Here is a 15,506-nt window from a genome sequence, read left to right as displayed (position 1 = left end):
GGGGGCGCGTTGCGGGGCCGGTGCGACCCCCTCGCTCCGGCCCCGCGTCCCCGCGCCCCTCGCGCGTCTTTCAGTGTTGCGGGATGTTCTGTACCCCGATTCGCTTGCGGAACACCCAGTAGGTCCAACCTTGGTAGGCGAGGACGATCGGGGTGAAGATCACTGCCACCCAGGTCATGATCGTCAGGGTGTAGGGGGTGGAGGCGGCGTTGGTGGCGGTGAGGGTGCCGGTGGGGTCCAGGGTCGAGGGCATGACGTTGGGGAACAGTGCGGTGAACAGGGTGGCGACGGCGAGGGCGATGGCGAGGGCGGTGCCGGTGAAGGCCCAGCCTTCGCGGCGTGCCCGGGCGGCGGCGAGTGCGCCGAGCAGGGCGAGGGCGGCGCCGGCGGCGAGGGTGATGGCGGCGGGGTTGGCGCGGATGGTGAGGGTCCAGGTGAGGAAGGCGACGGCGACGACGGCGGTGCCGGCGCCGATGCGGACGGCGAGGGTGCCGGCGCGGTGGCGGATGTCGCCGGTGGTCTTGAGGGCGAGGAAGACGGCGCCGTGGGTGAGGAAGAGGCCGAGGGTGGTGAGGCCGCCGAGCAGGGCGTAGGGGTTCAGGAGGTTGAGCAGGCCGCCGACGTATTCGTGGTCGGCGTCGAGGGGTACGCCGCGGAAGATGTTGGCGAAGGCGACGCCCCAGAGTAGGGCGGGGATGGCGGAGCCCCAGAAGATGGCGTGGTCCCAGCGGCGTTTCCAGGAGGCTTCGGGGCGCTTGTGGCGGTATTCGAAGGCGACGCCGCGGGCGATGAGGGCGAGCAGGATGAGGAGCAGGGGCAGGTAGAAGCCGGAGAAGAGGGTGGCGTACCACTCGGGGAAGGCGGCGAACATGGCGCCGCCGGCGGTGATGAGCCAGACCTCGTTGCCGTCCCAGACGGGGCCGATGGTGTTGATGAGGACGCGGCGTTGCCGGTCGTCGCGGCCGAGGACGGGGAGCAGCATGCCGACGCCGAAGTCGAAGCCTTCGAGGATGAAGTAGCCGGTGAAGAGCACGGCGACGAGGAGAAACCAGATGGTGGTCAGTTCCACGGGGGGCTCCGGGGCTCAGTAGGCGAAGGCGAGCGGGCGCTCGGCGTCGTCGTCGGTGTCGTCGGGGGTGGGGGTGACGTCGGGTAGGCCGGCGCGGGCGTAGCGGACGAGGAGTTTGAGTTCGATGACGGCGAGGATGGCGTAGATGAGGGTGAAGGCGGTGAAGGAGGTGAGGACTTCGGTGCGGGAGACGGTGCGGGAGACGCCGTCGCGGGTGAGCATTTCGCCGAAGACGATCCAGGGTTGGCGACCCATTTCGGTGAAGATCCAGCCGAAGGAGTTGGCGAGCAGGGGTAGGGCGGGCATGATCAGGCCGGCGCGGAGCAGCCATCTGCTGGTGGGGGTGCGGCCCTTGCGTTGGGTCCAGAGGATGAGCAGGGCGATGGCGGCGGCGGCGAGTCCGAAGCCGATCATGAAGCGGAAGCTCCAGTAGGTGACCGGGATGATCGGGGTGTAGCTGCCGGGGCCGTACTGGCTGGCGTACTGGGCCTGGAGGTCGTCGATGCCGTGGACGGTGCCGTTGGGGTCGCCGGTGCCGAGGTAGGACAGCAGGTAGGGGATCTTGAGGGCGAAGATCTCGCGGCTGCCGTCGAGGCTGCCGATGGTGAGTACGGAGAACGAGGCGGGGCTCTCGGTGGTGTAGAGGCCTTCGGCGGCGGCCATCTTCATGGGCTGCACCTGGGTCATGATCTTGCCTTGGATGTCGCCGGTGAGGACGACGAGGGTGGCGGAGACGAGCACGACCCAGGCGCCGAAGCGGGTGGCGTGGCGGTAGGCGTCGGTGTCGGGGCTGGTGCGGTGGCGCATGAGGTGCCAGAGGCCGACAGTGGTGACGAGGGAGCCGGCGACGAGGAAGGCGCCGGCGAGGGTGTGCGGGAAGGTGATGAGGGCGACCTTGTTGGTGAGGACGGCGACGAAGTCGGTGAGTTCGGCGCGTCCGGTGTCGGGGTTGAAGCGGTAGCCGACGGGGTTCTGCATGAACGAGTTGGCGGCGAGGATGAAGTAGGCGGACAGGTTGGTGCCGATGGCGGCGGCCCAGATGCTGGCGAGGTGCAGGCGTTTGGGGAGCCGGTCCCAGCCGAAGATCCACAGGCCGATGAAGGTGGATTCGAGGAAGAAGGCGACGAGGGCTTCGATGGCCAGGGGTGCGCCGAAGATGTCGCCGACGAAGCGGGAGTAGTCGGACCAGTTCATGCCGAACTGGAATTCCTGCACGATGCCGGTGACGACGCCCATGGCGAAGTTGATCAGGAAGAGTTTGCCGTAGAACTTGGTGAGTTTGAGGTATTTCTCGTCGCCGGTGCGGTGCCAGCGGGTCTGGAGGATGGCAACCAGGACGGAGAGTCCGATGGTCAGTGGTACGAAGAGAAAGTGGTAGACGGTGGTGACACCGAACTGCCAGCGGGCGACGTCCAACGCGTCCACCGGGATCCCCCTGCCGTGAATACTACGAGACGTAGTAAATACTACTGCGCGTCGTAGGACAGTGGGCAGGGCCGGGAGGCCCGATCCGGCCCGGGACCAATGACCCTGATCACCCCGGGCCACCCGACCCGGGATCCGACCCGTCCCCCGCCCGTGCGACCATCGGCGACTGATGGACACCCCGCGCCCCGGCTGGCAGCCCCCACTGTTCTGGCGTGCCGCCCAACTCCTCGCCCGGCTGGTCGTCGCCCTGGTGGCCCGACTGGAGGTCAGCGGGGACGTCCCCGCGCACCTGCGCCGGGGGCCGCTGATCCTGGCCGCCAACCACATCAGCCCCTTCGACCCCATCGTGCTGGGCGCCGCCTGCCGGGCCCGAGGTATGGCGCCCCGCTTCATGGCCACCGGAGGGCTGTTCCGCACCCCCGGGCTCGGCGCGCTGATGCGCCACGCCGGGCATCTGCGGGTCGACCGGGGCACCAGTGGCGTACGCCGGGCGCTCGACGACGCCGCCGCCGCGGTCACCGCCGGTTCGGTGGTGCTGGTCTACCCGGAGGGACGCATCGGGTTGGACCCCGGCATGTGGCCCGAGCGAGGCAAGACCGGGACGGCCCGGCTCGCGATGGCCTGCGGCGCGCCGGTGGTGCCGGTCGCCCAGTGGGGGTCGCACGAGGTGCTGCCCTACCGGGCGCCCCGGGGGATGCTGCGCTGGCTGGGCCGGGCGCTGCTGCGCCGCCCGGTGATCCGGGTCCGCTTCGGGGCGCCGCTGGACCTGGGTGACCTCTCCCCCGCCGCGCCGGGCGCGGCCCGCCGGGGCACCGACCGGATCGTCGACGCGATCACCGACACCCTGGTGCCGCTGCGCCCCGACGAGCCCGACCGGCCCCGGCGCCTGGACCCGGGGCGTCCGGTGGACACCAGCCGGGTCCACCGCCGCCACTTTTCGGCCTGACCGGCGGGCGCGGCACCCGCCGCGCGCCGCGCCGGACGGGGGTCACCGTCGCCGGTCGGCCACTCGCCGGTCACCGGGGGCGGGCATACTGCGCTGCGTGGTGACCCGTCCCGGCTATCTGGACGCCCCCACCCCGCTGGCCTTCGCCCACCGGGGTGGGGCCGCCGACGGCGACGAGAACACCGTCGCCGCGTTCGGCCGGGCCGTCGACCTCGGGTACCGGTACGTGGAGACCGACGTGCACGGCACCGCCGACGGGGTGTGTGTGGTCTTCCACGACGCCACCCTGCGCCGGGTCACCGGTGAGCGGCGGCGCATCGCCGACCTGCGGTGGGCGGACCTGGCGTCGGTGCGGGTCGGCGGCGCGGCGGCCGTACCCCGGCTCGACGAGGTGCTGGCCGGCTGGCCGCAGGTCCGGTTCAACATCGACGTGAAGGCCGACGGCGGGGTCGCCCCGGCGGTCGCGGCGGTGACCCGGGCCGGCGCGGTCGACCGGGTGCTGCTGGCGTCGTTCAGCGATGCCCGGCTGGCCCGGCTGCGGGCGGCCACCGGCGGGCGGGTCGCCACCGGCCTGGGCGCGCGGGGGGTGGCCCGGCTGTGGCTGGCGTCGCGGCACGGGCGGCCGGTGCGGTTGCCGCCGTCGGTGGTGGCTGCGCAGGTGCCGCCGCGCTACGGGCGGGTGCCGGTGGTCGACCGCCGGTTCCTGGCCTACTGCCACCGGTTGGGGTTGCAGGTGCATGTCTGGACGATCGACGAACCTGCCCAGATGCACGACTTACTGGATCGGGGTGTGGATGGCATCATGACCGATCACGTCGGCGTGCTGCGCGACGTCTACCGCAGCCGCGGCCACTGGGCCGCCTGAGCCCCGAGGACCACGATGGCCGATCCGGTCACCACCCCCACCGTCGTCGACGCCCCGGCGGGTCTGCGCCGGGAGCGGCGTGGCTGGTACCTGTACGACTGGGCCAACTCGGCCTTCCAGACCACCGTGATCACGGTGTTCCTCGGTCCGTTCCTCACCACCGTCACCGAGTTGGCGGCGGGTTGCGAACTCGGTGCGGACACCTGTGACGGGTACGTGCACCCGCTGGGCATCCGGGTCGCCGCCGGGTCCTACTACCCGTACCTGATCTCGCTGTCGGTGTTCCTGACGGTGTTCGTGCTGCCGGTGGTCGGGGCGATCGCCGACCGGACGGTGCACAAGAAGCGGCTGCTGGCCGGGGCGGCGTTCACCGGGGCGGGGGCGACCATCGCGATGGCGCTGGTCACCGGGGAGCGGTACCTGCTCGGTGGGGCCTTGTTCCTGGTCGCCAACATCGCCTTCGGCGCGGCGGTGGTGGTGTACAACTCGTTCCTGCCGCAGCTCGCCGGCCCGGACGAACGCGACGCCGTGTCCAGCCGGGGCTGGGCGATCGGTTATCTCGGCGGCGGCCTGCTGCTGGCGTTGAACCTGGTGGCGGTGACGCTGCTCAGCGAGGACGACGACCCGCAGCGCACCCTGGACCTGGCCCGCTGGTCGATCGTGTCGGCCGGGGTGTGGTGGGCGGCGTTCACCCTGGTGCCGTTGCGGTGGCTGCGGGAGCATCCCACCGCCGAGGCGTTGCGCGGTGGGGGCCGCAACGTGCTCACCGACGGGTTCCGGCAGCTCGGTCGGACGTTGCGGGAGGTCAAGGCGTACCCGTTGACGCTGTTCTTCCTGCTGGCGTTCCTGGTCTACAACGACGGCATCCAGACGGTGATCACCCTGGCCAGCCAGTACGGCACCGAGGAGCTGCGGCTGGGGCAGAGCACCCTGATCGTGACGATCCTGCTGGTGCAGTTCCTCGCCTTCGGCGGCGCGTTGGGGTTGGGGGCGTTGGCCCGGCGGATCGGCGCGTGGAAGACGGTGCTGCTGTCGCTGGTGCTGTGGACCGGGGTGATCCTGGGGGCGTTCCGGTTGCCCGCGGAGGCGCCGGTGCCGTTCATGATCCTCGGTGGGGCGATCGGTCTGGTGCTCGGCGGCAGTCAGGCGTTGAGCCGGTCGCTGTTCAGCCAGCTCATTCCGGCCGGCCGGGAGGGTGAGTACTACGGGTTCTACGAGATCAGCGACAAGGGCACCAGTTGGCTCGGCCCGCTGGCGTTTGGGTTGGTCTTCCAGCTCACCTCCTCGTACCGGGTGGGCCTGGTGTCGCTGTTGATCTTCTTTGTGGTGGGGTTCGCGTTGCTGGCCGCGGTGCCGATGCGGCGGGCGATCCTGGCGGCCGGCAACACCCCGCCCCGGGTGCTCTGACCGGCGGACGGCCCATCGACCCAATCGTCGTGTGTCGATGGGCTAGGCTGCCCCGACGTGACCGACGACGCCGCTGCCCTCCCCTCCTGCCTGGCCCGCCCGCTCCCGGGCCCGGACGACGGGCGCACCGGCTGCGCCGCCGCGCGGGGGGTCGACGGGCGACCCCTGCACGCCGCGGCGCTGAAGTTCTTCTGGGGGCCGATGGACTGCGGCAAGTCCACCATGGCGTTGCAGATGAACTACAACCACGCCCGGCAGGGCCGCCGGGGGCTGGTCACCACCCGCATCGACCGGTCGTTGGGGCCGCAGGTGACCACCCGGATCGGGCTGGCCCACGCGGCGATCGAGGTGACCGACACCCTCGACCTGCGCGCCCTGGTCCGCGACACCTGGGCCGAGGGGGTCCGCATCGACTACCTGATCTGCGACGAGGCGTCGTTCTACGACGTGGCGCACGTCGAGCAGATGGCCGAGCTGGTCGACGGCTACGACGTCGACGTGTACGCCTTCGGCCTGGCCACCGACTTCCGGTCCTGCCTGTTCCCGGCCGCCCGGCGGCTGTTCGAGCTGGCCGACGAGGTGGCCCGGATCCAGGTGGAGGTGCTGTGCTGGTGTGGCCGGGAGGGCCTGCTCAACGCCCGGGTCGTCGACGGGCGGGTCGTGCGGGAGGGCGCCCAGGTCGTCATCGGCGACACCGTGGACAGCGCCGAGGTGCGCTACCAGGTGCTGTGCCGGCGGCACTACCGCGCCGGCGACCTCGGCCCGCGCGCCTGACGCTCAGTACGGGTCACCGCAGACCAGCCAGTCGCCGTCCTCCTTCACCACCGGCAGCCGGCGCTGCTCGGCCGCGCCGCCGTCGCGGACGACCCGGACGCTCACCTCACCGGCGGGCCGGCCGCCCCTGGTCCGCACCGACACGTCGAGGATCTCGTAGCCGGTGACCACCGGCGGGGTGCGGACCCAGCCGGCGAAGCCGACCTCGCTCCACCGGCCGCGGGTCTGCGCGCACAGCCGCCGGTAGGCCTGGTCCACCTGCCCGGCGGACAGCTCCCGGAAGAACCCGTCGGCGCTCTGTCGTACCGGGCCGGTGGCGCCCATCACGACCTGCACGTTCCACAGCCCGAGCCCGGCCACCCCGACCAGGCACAACCCGACGGCGAGGCCGGCCAGGAACAGGCCGGTCCGCACCGGGCGGTGCCGCCGCGCCGGTCTGGTCCACGCCTGCTCCACGTCCATCATCTGCGACGGTATGCGGCGGGGACGTGCCGCGGGGGCGGTTCGCCCCCTGTCGCGCCGCCGGGGGCGATCGTCTACCGTCGGCGCACCCCCTGGTGAAGGAGCGACGGATGAGCCGCTACGTGCAGCCGGTGCCGGACGTCGACGACCCGTACGCCGACGACCGGCTGCTGCGGTCCTGGCTGCGACGGCAGCTCGGGCCGGCCGGGTACGACGCCGCGCAGCCGCGGCTGGCCGCGCTGGCCGCCGACGTCGTCGGGCCGCTGCGGGCCGCGCACGCCGACGCCGAGGCCCACCCGCCGACGCTGGTCCGCTACGACCCGTGGGGCGCCCGCGTCGACCGGATCGACACCAGCGCCGGCTGGCAGGCGCAGCGGGCCGCCGCCGCCCGGCACGCCGTGGTCGCGCTGCCCTACCTGGAGGCGGCGCGCGGCACGTGGGGGGCGGCGGCCCGGGTCGTCCAGCACGCCCTGCTGCACCTGTACGGGCCGGAGTCGGCGACCTTCTCCTGCCCGGTGGCGATGGCCGACGGCGCCGCCGCCCTGCTGCGCACCCCGGAGGTCGACGCGGGGGTGCGGGACGCCTGGCTGCCCCGGCTGATCTCCACCGACCCGGACACGGCGGTCGTCAGCGGGCAGTGGATGACCGAGTCGCAGGGCGGCTCGGACCTGTCCCGCACCGGCACCGTCGGGCGGCCCGCCGCCGACGGGTCGTGGCGGCTGACCGGGGAGAAGTGGTTCTGTTCGGCCGCCGACGCGGCGGTGGCGGTGGCGCTGGCCCGGCCGGAGGGCGCCGGCCGGGGCAGCCGGGTGCTCGCCCCGTTCCTGGTGCCCCGGTACGCCGTCGACTCGCCCCTGTCCGGGGTGACCGCCGCGGCGGACTCCCCGGCCCCCGGGGTCACGGTGCACCGGCTCAAGGACAAGCTGGGCACCCGGGCGCTGCCCACCGCCGAGATCGGGTTGCGGGACGCGTACGCGCTGCCGCTGGGGGATCCGGCGGTGCCGGGGCTGGTGCGGGCGATGACCCTGGTGGTGGTGACCCGGGTGCACAACGCCTCGGCCGCCGCGTCGGGGATGCGGCGGGGTCTGGCCTACGCGCGGGCGTACGCCGGGGGACGGCAGGTCGCGGGTGGGTCGCTGGCCGACGATCCGCTGCACCGGGCGACCCTGGGCGGGTTGGCGGTCGACGCGGCGGGCGCGTTCGCCCTGGCCGGGCACGCGTTCGCGCTGCTCGGTCGGGTGGAGGTGGGGGCCGATCCGCAGGCCGCCGCCGAGCTGCGGGTGGTGGCGCCGCTGGCGAAGCTGGCCACCGGCCGGCTGGCGGTGGCCTCGGCCGCCGAGTACGTGGAGGCGTTCGGCGGGGCCGGTTACGTCGAGGACACCGGTGTGCCGAGGCTGCTGCGCGACGCGCAGGTGCTGCCGATCTGGGAGGGCACCACCAACGTGCTGGCGGTGGACGTGCTGCGCGCGGTCACCCGGGAGGACGCCGGCACGCCGCTGCTGCGCCGGTTGGCCGGCGCGGTGGACCTGGCCCGACCGGCCGCGCCGGCGCTGGCCGACACCCTCGCCGAGGTGGTACGGGAGCTGCGGGACACCCTCGCCGAGGTCGCCGCCGACCCGGGTGCGGTGGCGGTGCGGGCCGGCGCGCGGGGGTTGGCCCTGCGGATGGCGTACGCGCTGACCACCGCCCTGCTGGTCGAGCACGCCGCGTGGGGTGACGAGCAGGCCGAGGTGGCGGCCCGGTTGTGGGCCCGGCGGTGGCTGCGGCACGAGGACGTCTCCGCCGACGCCCACCACCACCTGGACCTGCTCGGCTGAGGTGTGCCGGCGGGCGGTGGTGGGCGGTCACCGCGGCGACGGGTCTGCTCAGCTGCGTCGCCGTGCCCGGGCGGCCCAGATGGCGTACGCCGGATCCCGGTCGAGGTTGTGCCGGTCGCGGTCGTAGCGGCGGGTGGTGCGCGGGTCGGCGTGGCCCATCGCGTCCTGGACGTCCTCCAGGGGCACCCCCTCCTCGCGGGCGGTGGTGGCGAAGGCGTGCCGCAGGGAGTGTGGGGAGAGTTTCGCCGCCGCGGCGATGCCGGCGGTCGCGGCCAGCCGGCGGACCAGGCGGAACACCGCGTGCCGGTCGAGCCGGCCGCCGGTGGTGGTGGCCAGCAGTGGGCCGGTCAACGCGGTCACGCTCACCCCCGCCGCCGCCGCCCGGTCGGCCAGGTAGGCGTCCACGGCGTACGCGGTGCCGGGGGTGAGGGCGCGTCGGCGGGGCTTGCCGCCCTTGCCCACGAACCGGACGCTGCGGTGTCCCCGTTCGGCTCCCAGGTCGGTCAGGTCGAGCGAGACCAGCTCGCCGACGCGGAGTCCGAGGTCGGCGAGCAGGGCGATGGCGGCCCGGTTGCGGGCGGCCGTCGGGCCGGTGTCGGCGTCGGCGGCGGCGAGCAGGGCGTCGACCTCCTGCGGGGTGAGCCCGACGGTGACGGAGTGGTCCCGGTCGACGCGGGGGCGGTCGGCGCCGGAGACCGGGTTGCCGTCGACCGCGCGGAGCTTGACCAGGAACTCGTACCAGCTGGACAGGGCGGAGAGCTTGCGGGCGACGGTGGCGGGGGTCAGCGGCCGGCCGCTGCGCGCCGCGGGGGTGGCCTCCAGGTGCCGGGCGTAGGCGTTGACGTCGAGGAAGTTGGCCCGCAGGGGGTCCAGGTCGCCGGTGGCGCACCAGGTGAGCCAGCCGGCGATGTCGCGCCGGTAGGCGTCGCGGGTGTGCGCCGACAGCCGGCGGTTGCGCAGCCACGCCTCGGTGAAGTCGACCGGTGTGCCGGACAGCGCCGGGCGGGTCGGGACGTGGGGCAGGACGGGGACGTCGGGGCGCGGCATGCGAAAAAGACTCTCAGTCCCGGTGGGGAATCACCGTGAGGCGCGCCCGGTGGGATTGCCGTTGCTGGGCTTTCCCTCCGGCGGGACCGATCGGCCCCGCCGGAGGGGGGTGGAGCGGGGTCAGGCGGTGAGCTGCCGGCGGCCGTCGCCGGCGGTGACGGGCACCCGGCGGGGCTTCGCGCGCTCCGCGATGGGGATGCGCAGCGTCAGCACCCCGTGTTCGTAGGCCGCCTCCAGGCGGTCGGTGTCGAGGGTGTCGCCGAGGAAGAGCTGCCGGGAGAAGGTGCCCATCGGTCGTTCGGCGGCGACGAGTTCGACGGTGTCGGAGGTGGGGCGACGGCGCTGGGCGCGGACGGTCAGCACGTTGCGCTCCACCGTGCAGTCGATGCTGTCGGGGTCCACGCCGGGCAGGTCGAACGCGGCGTGGAAGTGGTCTCCGTCGCGCCAGGCGTCGAGGTGCATCACGGCCGGTCGGCTCGTGGTGCCCAGGAGCTGCTCGGCGAGCCGGTCGATCTCACGGAAGGGGTCGGTACGCATCAGCATGGTGGTGCCTCCTCGGTTTCCTCGGGCCGAAGGTCCTTGAGTTGAGTCGGGTCGGCTCAACTCGTACTTCAGTATTTACCGCGTTCCGCGGCCTGCGTCAACCCGACGGGGCGGACTCGGAGCGGGTGCCCGGTGGTGGCGTCCACGTGGGCGGGCACCTCCTCGTGCCGGTCCCCCACGCTGGACGTCCCCGACGGCTCGAACAGCAGGATCGACGCCCCGCCCGGAGCCGACGGCCGGTGCGCCACCCCGCGCGGCACCACGTACACCGCGCCCCGGGGCAGCACCACCGCCCGCTCACCGGCGGCGTCGCGCAGGTCGATGCGCAGCTCCCCGTCGAGCACCAGGAAGAACTCGTCGGTGTGGTCGTGGGTGTGCCACACGTGCTCCCCGGCCACCTTCGCCACCCGGACGTCGTAGTCGTTGACCCGGGTGACGATGCGAGGGCTCCACAGCTGGTCGAAGGAGGCCAGCGCGGTCACCAGGTCGATCGGCTCGTCGCTCATCGCACCATCCTCACACCCGGGGGCCGGCGAGTCGGGCGGCCACCGCGTCGAGGACCCATTCCAGGCCGGTCGCGAAGGACGTCGCGGCGTCGGTGTCGGTGGCGTCGTACACGGCCCGGGTCAGTGCCGGGAACCGGCCGGTGGCGAGCATCCTCGTCAGGTGCGGGCCGGCGGCGCGCTGCCAGTCCCGCTTGGACAGGCCGGTGGCGCGCTCGGCCCGCCGGTCGGCCACCTCACGCCTGATCGCGCCGGTGACGTAGGCGCTGACGGTCGCCACCGCGCACATGACGGTGTCGACGTCGGCGAGGCCGTCGAGGGCGGCCAGCCTGGCCTCGGTCACGGCGAGGCCGTGCGGGCCGAGGGTGGGGCGGCCGCCGAGCAGGTCGGCCAGCCATTCGTGCCGTAGGGCCGCCTGCCGGGTGCGCTCGGCGTGCACGCGCAGCGCCTCCCGCCAGCCGTCGGGCGGCCGGTCGGGGAGGATCTCGGCGTAGACCTCGTCGACCATGAGGTCGAGCAGGTCGCCCTTGGTGGCGATGAACCCGTACAGCCGCATCGGGCCGACGTCCAGCCGGGCGGCGACCTTGCGTAGCGACACCGCCTCCAGGCCGCCCTCGTCGGCCAGCGCGACGGCGGCGACGACGATCCGGCCCCGGTCCAGCGGGGTCGGGGGTTTCGGCGGCTCCGGCCGGTCCCACACGGTCATGCTCGCTCCTCGCTGTTGCCTCGCATTCTAGGAGCCCGATACAGTGTATCGTCATGAGACATCGTATCGGTGTGATCGGGGGCGGCCCGGGCGGCCTGACCTTCGCCCGGGTCCTGCACCGCCACGGCCACCGGGTCATCGTCCTCGAACGCGACCGCGCACCCGACGCCCGGCCCCCGGGTGGCACCCTCGACCTGCACGAAGAGCTGGGCCAACGGGCACTGGACAAGGCGGGACTGCGGGCCGGCTTCGAGGCGCTGTCCCGCCCCGAGGGGCAGGCCATGCGGATCCTGGACCCGGCCGGGACGGTGCTGCGCGACTGGCGGCCCGCGCCGGACGAGCGGGCCAACCCCGAGATCGACCGGGGGCAGCTACGCGACCTGCTGCTCGGCGACCTCGACGTCCGGTGGGGGCGGGAGGTGACGCGGGTGGTGCCGGGAACCGGGGACGGCGCCCTGGTGCACTTCGCCGACGGGCGGCGGGAGGCCTTCGACCTGGTGGTGGGCGCGGACGGGGCGCGGTCCCGGGTCCGCCCGGCGGTCTCGGCGGTGACCCCCCGGTACACCGGCGTCACCTCGGTCGAGACGTCCCTGGACGACGTGGACACCCGCCACCCCGACCTCGCCCGGCTGGTCGGCGACGGGTCAGTGTCCACGTACGGGGTGAACCGGTCCCTGACCGCCCAGCGCAACAGCGGCGGCCACGTCAAGGTGTACGCCACGTTCCGCGCACCCCTGGACTGGCACGTCGGGTGGGACCTGACCGACGTCGAGGCCGTCCGCACGGGTCTGCTGGCACTGTTCGAGGGCTGGGCTGCGGCCGTGCTCGACCTGCTGCGCCACGGGACCGCCTTCGTCCCCCGGCCCCACTACACCCTGCCGGTGTCCCACACCTGGACCCACGTGCCCGGGGTGACGCTGCTGGGCGACGCCGCCCACCTGATGCCGCCACTGGGGGCGGGCGCGAACCTCGCGATGCTGGACGGCGCCGAACTCGCGGAGGCGATCGTCGCCGACCCGGACGACCTGGACCGGGCCGTCCGGGTCTTCGAGGAGCGGATGTGGGCCCGGGCCGGCCGGTGGGCGGAGCTGACGACGGCCGGCCTGCAACGCCTGGTGAGCCCGGATCCCGCCGCGGCGGTCGCCCTCTTCGACGAGGTCCAGCCGTCCTGACCACCGGCGACCCCAGCGCCGACGGAACGTCGGGCAGGGAGGCCGGCCGCCGGCTCAGGGGCGCAGCGGCGTGCGGCGGGGAACCACCCTGCGGTACGCGATACGCCACCCGGTGGCCTCTGCGCGTACGACGTCCTCGTAGACCACGCTGCCCGCGCGACCGTCGGCGTAGATGCCGATCGCCTTCGAGCGCACCCGCACCGTGCCGTCCGGGTCCTCGCTCACGCAGACGTTCGTGACGTGGTGACCGACCGGGTTCGCGTCACCCAGCGCCAGGCTGGCCTCGCTGATCGCCTCATGCCCGCGCAGCTCGCCTCGGCCGAACGCGGATACGTCGTAGACGACGTCCGCGCAGAACAGCTCGTCCATGCGCCCGAACTCGCCGCCGTCCATCAGGTGACCGTGCAACGCCACGAGTTCGTGGATCGCCAGCCTGTCCTCAACCGACAGCCCCATTCTCAGCTCCTCGACGACGGGGAGCGCGTCGGCGTCCGGCTCCACTGACGTCGATCTTCCTATCAGATCCGGCTGTCAGGCCTGTGGTCTGACATGCGCAGGCCGGCGTCAGCTGGAGCGGACATCAGCCAGGTGGTCGGCCGGACGGCGCCACGCGGGTAGGAACAACATAACTGGCATTATGGTGTGATGACGTTGTGCACCTTATGTCCGCTCTAATTAATGAATTAATGGTAATAGAAATCCGGTAATTGGATCAGACGGAGGCCGGGGGGCGTCCGGGGCGAGGATGGACGCGTCGGACCATCCGGGACCGTCGAAGCCCCGGGCGGCTGGGCATCCCCTGCGGTGAACGGCACCGACCGGGACGGCCCGGCAGCCGGTTCGCCCCAGCGCGTGGCGGGGCCGTCGACAGCGACGTCGCCCCGTGCGGCGAAGCGACCGGCACGTCGCCCCGCATCACGGTGAACGCCGCCCCGGCCCGTCGGCCGGGGCGGCGGGTGTGGGACGGGTCAGAACGCGCGGACCGCGGGCGGCACGCCCGGGAAGTCCGCCGACTCGCTCACCGACGCCCACTTCTCGACGTCGGCGAGCGCCGCCCGGTAGACCCGGGTGAGATTGCGGACCGCCTCGGCGCCCAGCGGGAGGCGCAGCGGCGCGTCGGGGCTGTCGAGCACGTCGCGGATCACCTGGGCGGCGCGGGCCGGGTCGCCCTCCTGGATGCCGTCGGCCTCGGCCATGTTGGCGCGCACCGCCCCGGTCGACCTGTCGTAGTCCGCGCTCCGCTGCGCGGTGCGGAGCACACCGCTGGCGTTGAACGCGGTCCGGAAGCGGCTCGGCTCGACGATGAGGACCCGGACGCCGAACGGCGCGACCTCGCCCGCGAGCGCCTCCGACCAGCCCTCCAGCGCGAACTTGCCGGCCGAGTAGCTGCCGACGGCGGGGAACGACATCCGCCCACCCTGGCTGCTCATCTGCACGATCGCCCCCGAGCGACGCTGCCGCAGGTGGGGCAGCACGGCACGCACGTAGGCCGCCGGACCGAACAGGTGCTGGTCGAGCATGTCCCGCAGCGCGGCGTCCGTGATCTCCTCGGCCACCCCGACCTGTCCCCCGCCGGCATTGTTGACCAGCACGTCGACCCGCCCGAACGCCTCCAGCGCCCGCTGCACCACCGCCGCCGCCCCCGCCGTGTCGCCGACGTCGTGCGCCACGGCGAGGAGACGGTTCCCGTACCGGGCGCTGAGGTCGTCGAACCGGTCGACCCGTCGCGCCGTCCCGACCACCTGCTCGCCGGCCGCGAGTGCCGCCTCGGCCAGCGCCAGGCCGAGCCCCGAACTCGCGCCCGTGATGATCCATGTCTTCGTCTCGTTCGTCGCGGTCATGGCCCCGACGTTAGAGCTTCGAGCGCGCTACGCCGCAAGCCCTGCCCGGGAACCGACGGATGGCCCGGCCGCGTGGCCCACGGTCCGTCGATCCGGTGCGCCAGACCCCCGGCGCGGCGAGGCCCGTACGCGGCGGGTAGCGGGGTGCCGCGCCCGGGCCGGTGGTCGTCAGCCGTGCGGGTGACGCAGCAGGGTCAACGCGCGGTGGATCCACTCGGTCAGGAGCGCGCGTTCGGCGTCGGTGAGCCCGGGGAGGTCCGGTGCCGTCGCGGCGAAGGTCACCGCGGCGGCGGCCACGCCCGGGTCGGGTGTCGCCGGGGCACTGGCGAGGATGCCGCCGAGCACCGCGTCGAGCATGGCCTCGGCCAGGCCGGGGTCGCGCTGCGGAGCGGGTGTCTCCAGCAGGGCGAGGATGACGCCGGTGCCGGCAGCGTGGATCATCGTGGTGGCCCGCTGCTCGTCGACCCGGAGCAGGCCGGCGGCGGCGAGCCGGCGTACCCGGGAGCGCAGCACGTCGACGCCCGCGACGGTCGCCGGCGAGGGGTCGTCCGGCCCACGCGTGCCGAGCAGCCGGAACAGCTCGGGATTGGCCAGGCCGAACTCCACGTGCCGGTGCCACCCGGAGCGCAGGTCGGCGAGCGGGTCACCCGGCGTGGTGTCCGCCTTGGTGGCCACGTAGGCGACCAGCACGGCCTCGGCCACGGCGTCCACGAGGCCGTTCTTGTCGCCGAACAGCCGGTAGATGGTGGGGGCCTGGACGCCGGCCGCCTGGGCGACGGCCCGGGTCGTCACCGCCTGCGCGCCCTGCTCGCGGAGCAGCCGGGTGGCCGCCCGGACGATCTCGGACCGGACGTCGTCACGGGCTGGGGTCTGCGGTGCCACGGCCATGAACCAAGGGTAACAGCACCCTGTTAGCGATGGAATAT

16 protein-coding genes are annotated in these 15,506 nt (G+C 73.5%); 6 read left to right on the top strand and 10 right to left on the bottom strand.

Features of this window, described 5'->3' with window-relative positions; all coding sequences use genetic code 11:
• Positions 1-70: 70 nt before the first annotated feature.
• Both cydB and O7625_RS22460 read right to left on the bottom strand, forming a co-directional pair.
• Positions 71-1,069, bottom strand: a complete 999-nt coding sequence (cydB, locus tag O7625_RS22465; protein ID WP_282341273.1) for a cytochrome d ubiquinol oxidase subunit II — start codon at positions 1,067-1,069, stop codon at positions 71-73.
• A 15-nt stretch (positions 1,070-1,084) separates the two neighbouring features.
• Complete coding sequence (locus O7625_RS22460; RefSeq protein ID WP_282341271.1) at positions 1,085-2,494, bottom strand: cytochrome ubiquinol oxidase subunit I; 1,410 nt, start codon at positions 2,492-2,494, stop codon at positions 1,085-1,087.
• Positions 2,495-2,666: 172 nt separating this feature from the next.
• Between O7625_RS22460 and O7625_RS22455 the strand changes: the two genes are divergently transcribed.
• The 4 genes from O7625_RS22455 to O7625_RS22440 all read left to right on the top strand — a co-directional run bounded on the left by O7625_RS22455 (position 2,667) and on the right by O7625_RS22440 (position 6,489).
• A complete protein-coding gene (locus O7625_RS22455) occupies positions 2,667-3,443 on the top strand; it encodes a lysophospholipid acyltransferase family protein (RefSeq protein ID WP_282341269.1) in 777 nt (258 codons plus the stop codon).
• A 97-nt stretch (positions 3,444-3,540) separates the two neighbouring features.
• Positions 3,541-4,308 (top strand): glycerophosphodiester phosphodiesterase, encoded by a 768-nt coding sequence (locus O7625_RS22450; protein ID WP_282341267.1) that lies wholly within the window; start codon positions 3,541-3,543, stop codon positions 4,306-4,308.
• Positions 4,309-4,323: 15 nt separating this feature from the next.
• Positions 4,324-5,715: an MFS transporter gene (locus tag O7625_RS22445; RefSeq protein WP_067308699.1), complete on the top strand. Its 1,392-nt coding sequence runs from the start codon at positions 4,324-4,326 to the stop codon at positions 5,713-5,715.
• Between the two features lie 165 nt (positions 5,716-5,880).
• Positions 5,881-6,489 (top strand): thymidine kinase, encoded by a 609-nt coding sequence (locus O7625_RS22440; RefSeq protein WP_231932794.1) that lies wholly within the window; start codon positions 5,881-5,883, stop codon positions 6,487-6,489.
• Positions 6,490-6,492: 3 nt separating this feature from the next.
• Here O7625_RS22440 and O7625_RS22435 read toward each other — a convergent pair whose 3' ends face one another.
• A complete protein-coding gene (locus O7625_RS22435; RefSeq protein WP_067308759.1) occupies positions 6,493-6,951 on the bottom strand; it encodes a hypothetical protein in 459 nt (152 codons plus the stop codon).
• 110 nt (positions 6,952-7,061) lie between these two features.
• On the opposite strand from O7625_RS22435, the gene O7625_RS22430 reads away from it, so the two are divergent.
• Positions 7,062-8,768: an acyl-CoA dehydrogenase family protein gene (locus O7625_RS22430; protein ID WP_282341265.1), complete on the top strand. Its 1,707-nt coding sequence runs from the start codon at positions 7,062-7,064 to the stop codon at positions 8,766-8,768.
• Positions 8,769-8,816: 48 nt separating this feature from the next.
• Here the strand turns inward: O7625_RS22430 and O7625_RS22425 are convergent, their stop codons facing one another.
• From O7625_RS22425 to O7625_RS22410, 4 genes are all read right to left on the bottom strand, one after another.
• Positions 8,817-9,815 (bottom strand): tyrosine-type recombinase/integrase, encoded by a 999-nt coding sequence (locus O7625_RS22425; RefSeq protein ID WP_282341263.1) that lies wholly within the window; start codon positions 9,813-9,815, stop codon positions 8,817-8,819.
• A gap of 120 nt (positions 9,816-9,935) precedes the next feature.
• Positions 9,936-10,358 (bottom strand): Hsp20/alpha crystallin family protein, encoded by a 423-nt coding sequence (locus O7625_RS22420; protein WP_067308712.1) that lies wholly within the window; start codon positions 10,356-10,358, stop codon positions 9,936-9,938.
• A gap of 68 nt (positions 10,359-10,426) precedes the next feature.
• Entirely contained in the window at positions 10,427-10,864 is a 438-nt protein-coding gene (locus O7625_RS22415) for a cupin domain-containing protein (protein ID WP_282341258.1), read from the bottom strand.
• Between the two features lie 10 nt (positions 10,865-10,874).
• A complete protein-coding gene (locus O7625_RS22410) occupies positions 10,875-11,567 on the bottom strand; it encodes a TetR/AcrR family transcriptional regulator C-terminal domain-containing protein (RefSeq protein WP_282341256.1) in 693 nt (230 codons plus the stop codon).
• 53 nt (positions 11,568-11,620) lie between these two features.
• Here O7625_RS22410 and O7625_RS22405 point away from each other — a divergent pair, with 53 nt between their 5' ends.
• A complete protein-coding gene (locus tag O7625_RS22405) occupies positions 11,621-12,739 on the top strand; it encodes an NAD(P)/FAD-dependent oxidoreductase (RefSeq protein ID WP_282341254.1) in 1,119 nt (372 codons plus the stop codon).
• A gap of 54 nt (positions 12,740-12,793) precedes the next feature.
• On the opposite strand, the gene O7625_RS22400 is transcribed toward O7625_RS22405, so the two are convergent.
• The 3 genes from O7625_RS22400 to O7625_RS22390 form a co-directional block, all read right to left on the bottom strand.
• Entirely contained in the window at positions 12,794-13,195 is a 402-nt protein-coding gene (locus tag O7625_RS22400; protein ID WP_282341252.1) for a nuclear transport factor 2 family protein, read from the bottom strand.
• Positions 13,196-13,707: 512 nt separating this feature from the next.
• Positions 13,708-14,580: an SDR family NAD(P)-dependent oxidoreductase gene (locus O7625_RS22395; protein WP_282341250.1), complete on the bottom strand. Its 873-nt coding sequence runs from the start codon at positions 14,578-14,580 to the stop codon at positions 13,708-13,710.
• A gap of 168 nt (positions 14,581-14,748) precedes the next feature.
• On the bottom strand, positions 14,749-15,468 hold the full coding sequence (locus O7625_RS22390) for a TetR/AcrR family transcriptional regulator (RefSeq protein ID WP_282341249.1): 720 nt from the start codon (positions 15,466-15,468) through the stop codon (positions 14,749-14,751).
• Positions 15,469-15,506 lie beyond the last annotated feature (38 nt).

Origin of the sequence: Micromonospora sp. WMMD714, from assembly GCF_029581315.1 — a bacterium.
Taxonomy (GTDB): Bacteria; Actinomycetota; Actinomycetes; order Mycobacteriales; family Micromonosporaceae; genus Micromonospora; species Micromonospora rifamycinica.
Note: the sequence above shows the minus strand (reverse complement) of the source record. Positions and strands in the feature narration are given on the sequence as shown.

Bases quoted from the DNA above. Each gene is read 5' to 3' on its own strand.
- O7625_RS22435 (WP_067308759.1), bottom strand. From the start codon at position 6,951: ATGGACGTGGAGCAGGCGTGGACCAGACCGGCGCGGCGGCACCGCCCG.
- O7625_RS22420 (WP_067308712.1), bottom strand. From the start codon at position 10,358: ATGCTGATGCGTACCGACCCCTTCCGTGAGATCGACCGGCTCGCCGAG.
- O7625_RS22445 (WP_067308699.1), top strand. From the start codon at position 4,324: ATGGCCGATCCGGTCACCACCCCCACCGTCGTCGACGCCCCGGCGGGT.
- O7625_RS22405 (WP_282341254.1), top strand. From the start codon at position 11,621: ATGAGACATCGTATCGGTGTGATCGGGGGCGGCCCGGGCGGCCTGACC.
- O7625_RS22455 (WP_282341269.1), top strand. From the start codon at position 2,667: ATGGACACCCCGCGCCCCGGCTGGCAGCCCCCACTGTTCTGGCGTGCC.
- O7625_RS22410 (WP_282341256.1), bottom strand. From the start codon at position 11,567: ATGACCGTGTGGGACCGGCCGGAGCCGCCGAAACCCCCGACCCCGCTG.
- O7625_RS22395 (WP_282341250.1), bottom strand. From the start codon at position 14,580: ATGACCGCGACGAACGAGACGAAGACATGGATCATCACGGGCGCGAGT.
- O7625_RS22400 (WP_282341252.1), bottom strand. From the start codon at position 13,195: ATGGGGCTGTCGGTTGAGGACAGGCTGGCGATCCACGAACTCGTGGCG.
- O7625_RS22430 (WP_282341265.1), top strand. From the start codon at position 7,062: ATGAGCCGCTACGTGCAGCCGGTGCCGGACGTCGACGACCCGTACGCC.
- O7625_RS22390 (WP_282341249.1), bottom strand. From the start codon at position 15,468: ATGGCCGTGGCACCGCAGACCCCAGCCCGTGACGACGTCCGGTCCGAG.
- O7625_RS22425 (WP_282341263.1), bottom strand. From the start codon at position 9,815: ATGCCGCGCCCCGACGTCCCCGTCCTGCCCCACGTCCCGACCCGCCCG.
- O7625_RS22415 (WP_282341258.1), bottom strand. From the start codon at position 10,864: ATGAGCGACGAGCCGATCGACCTGGTGACCGCGCTGGCCTCCTTCGAC.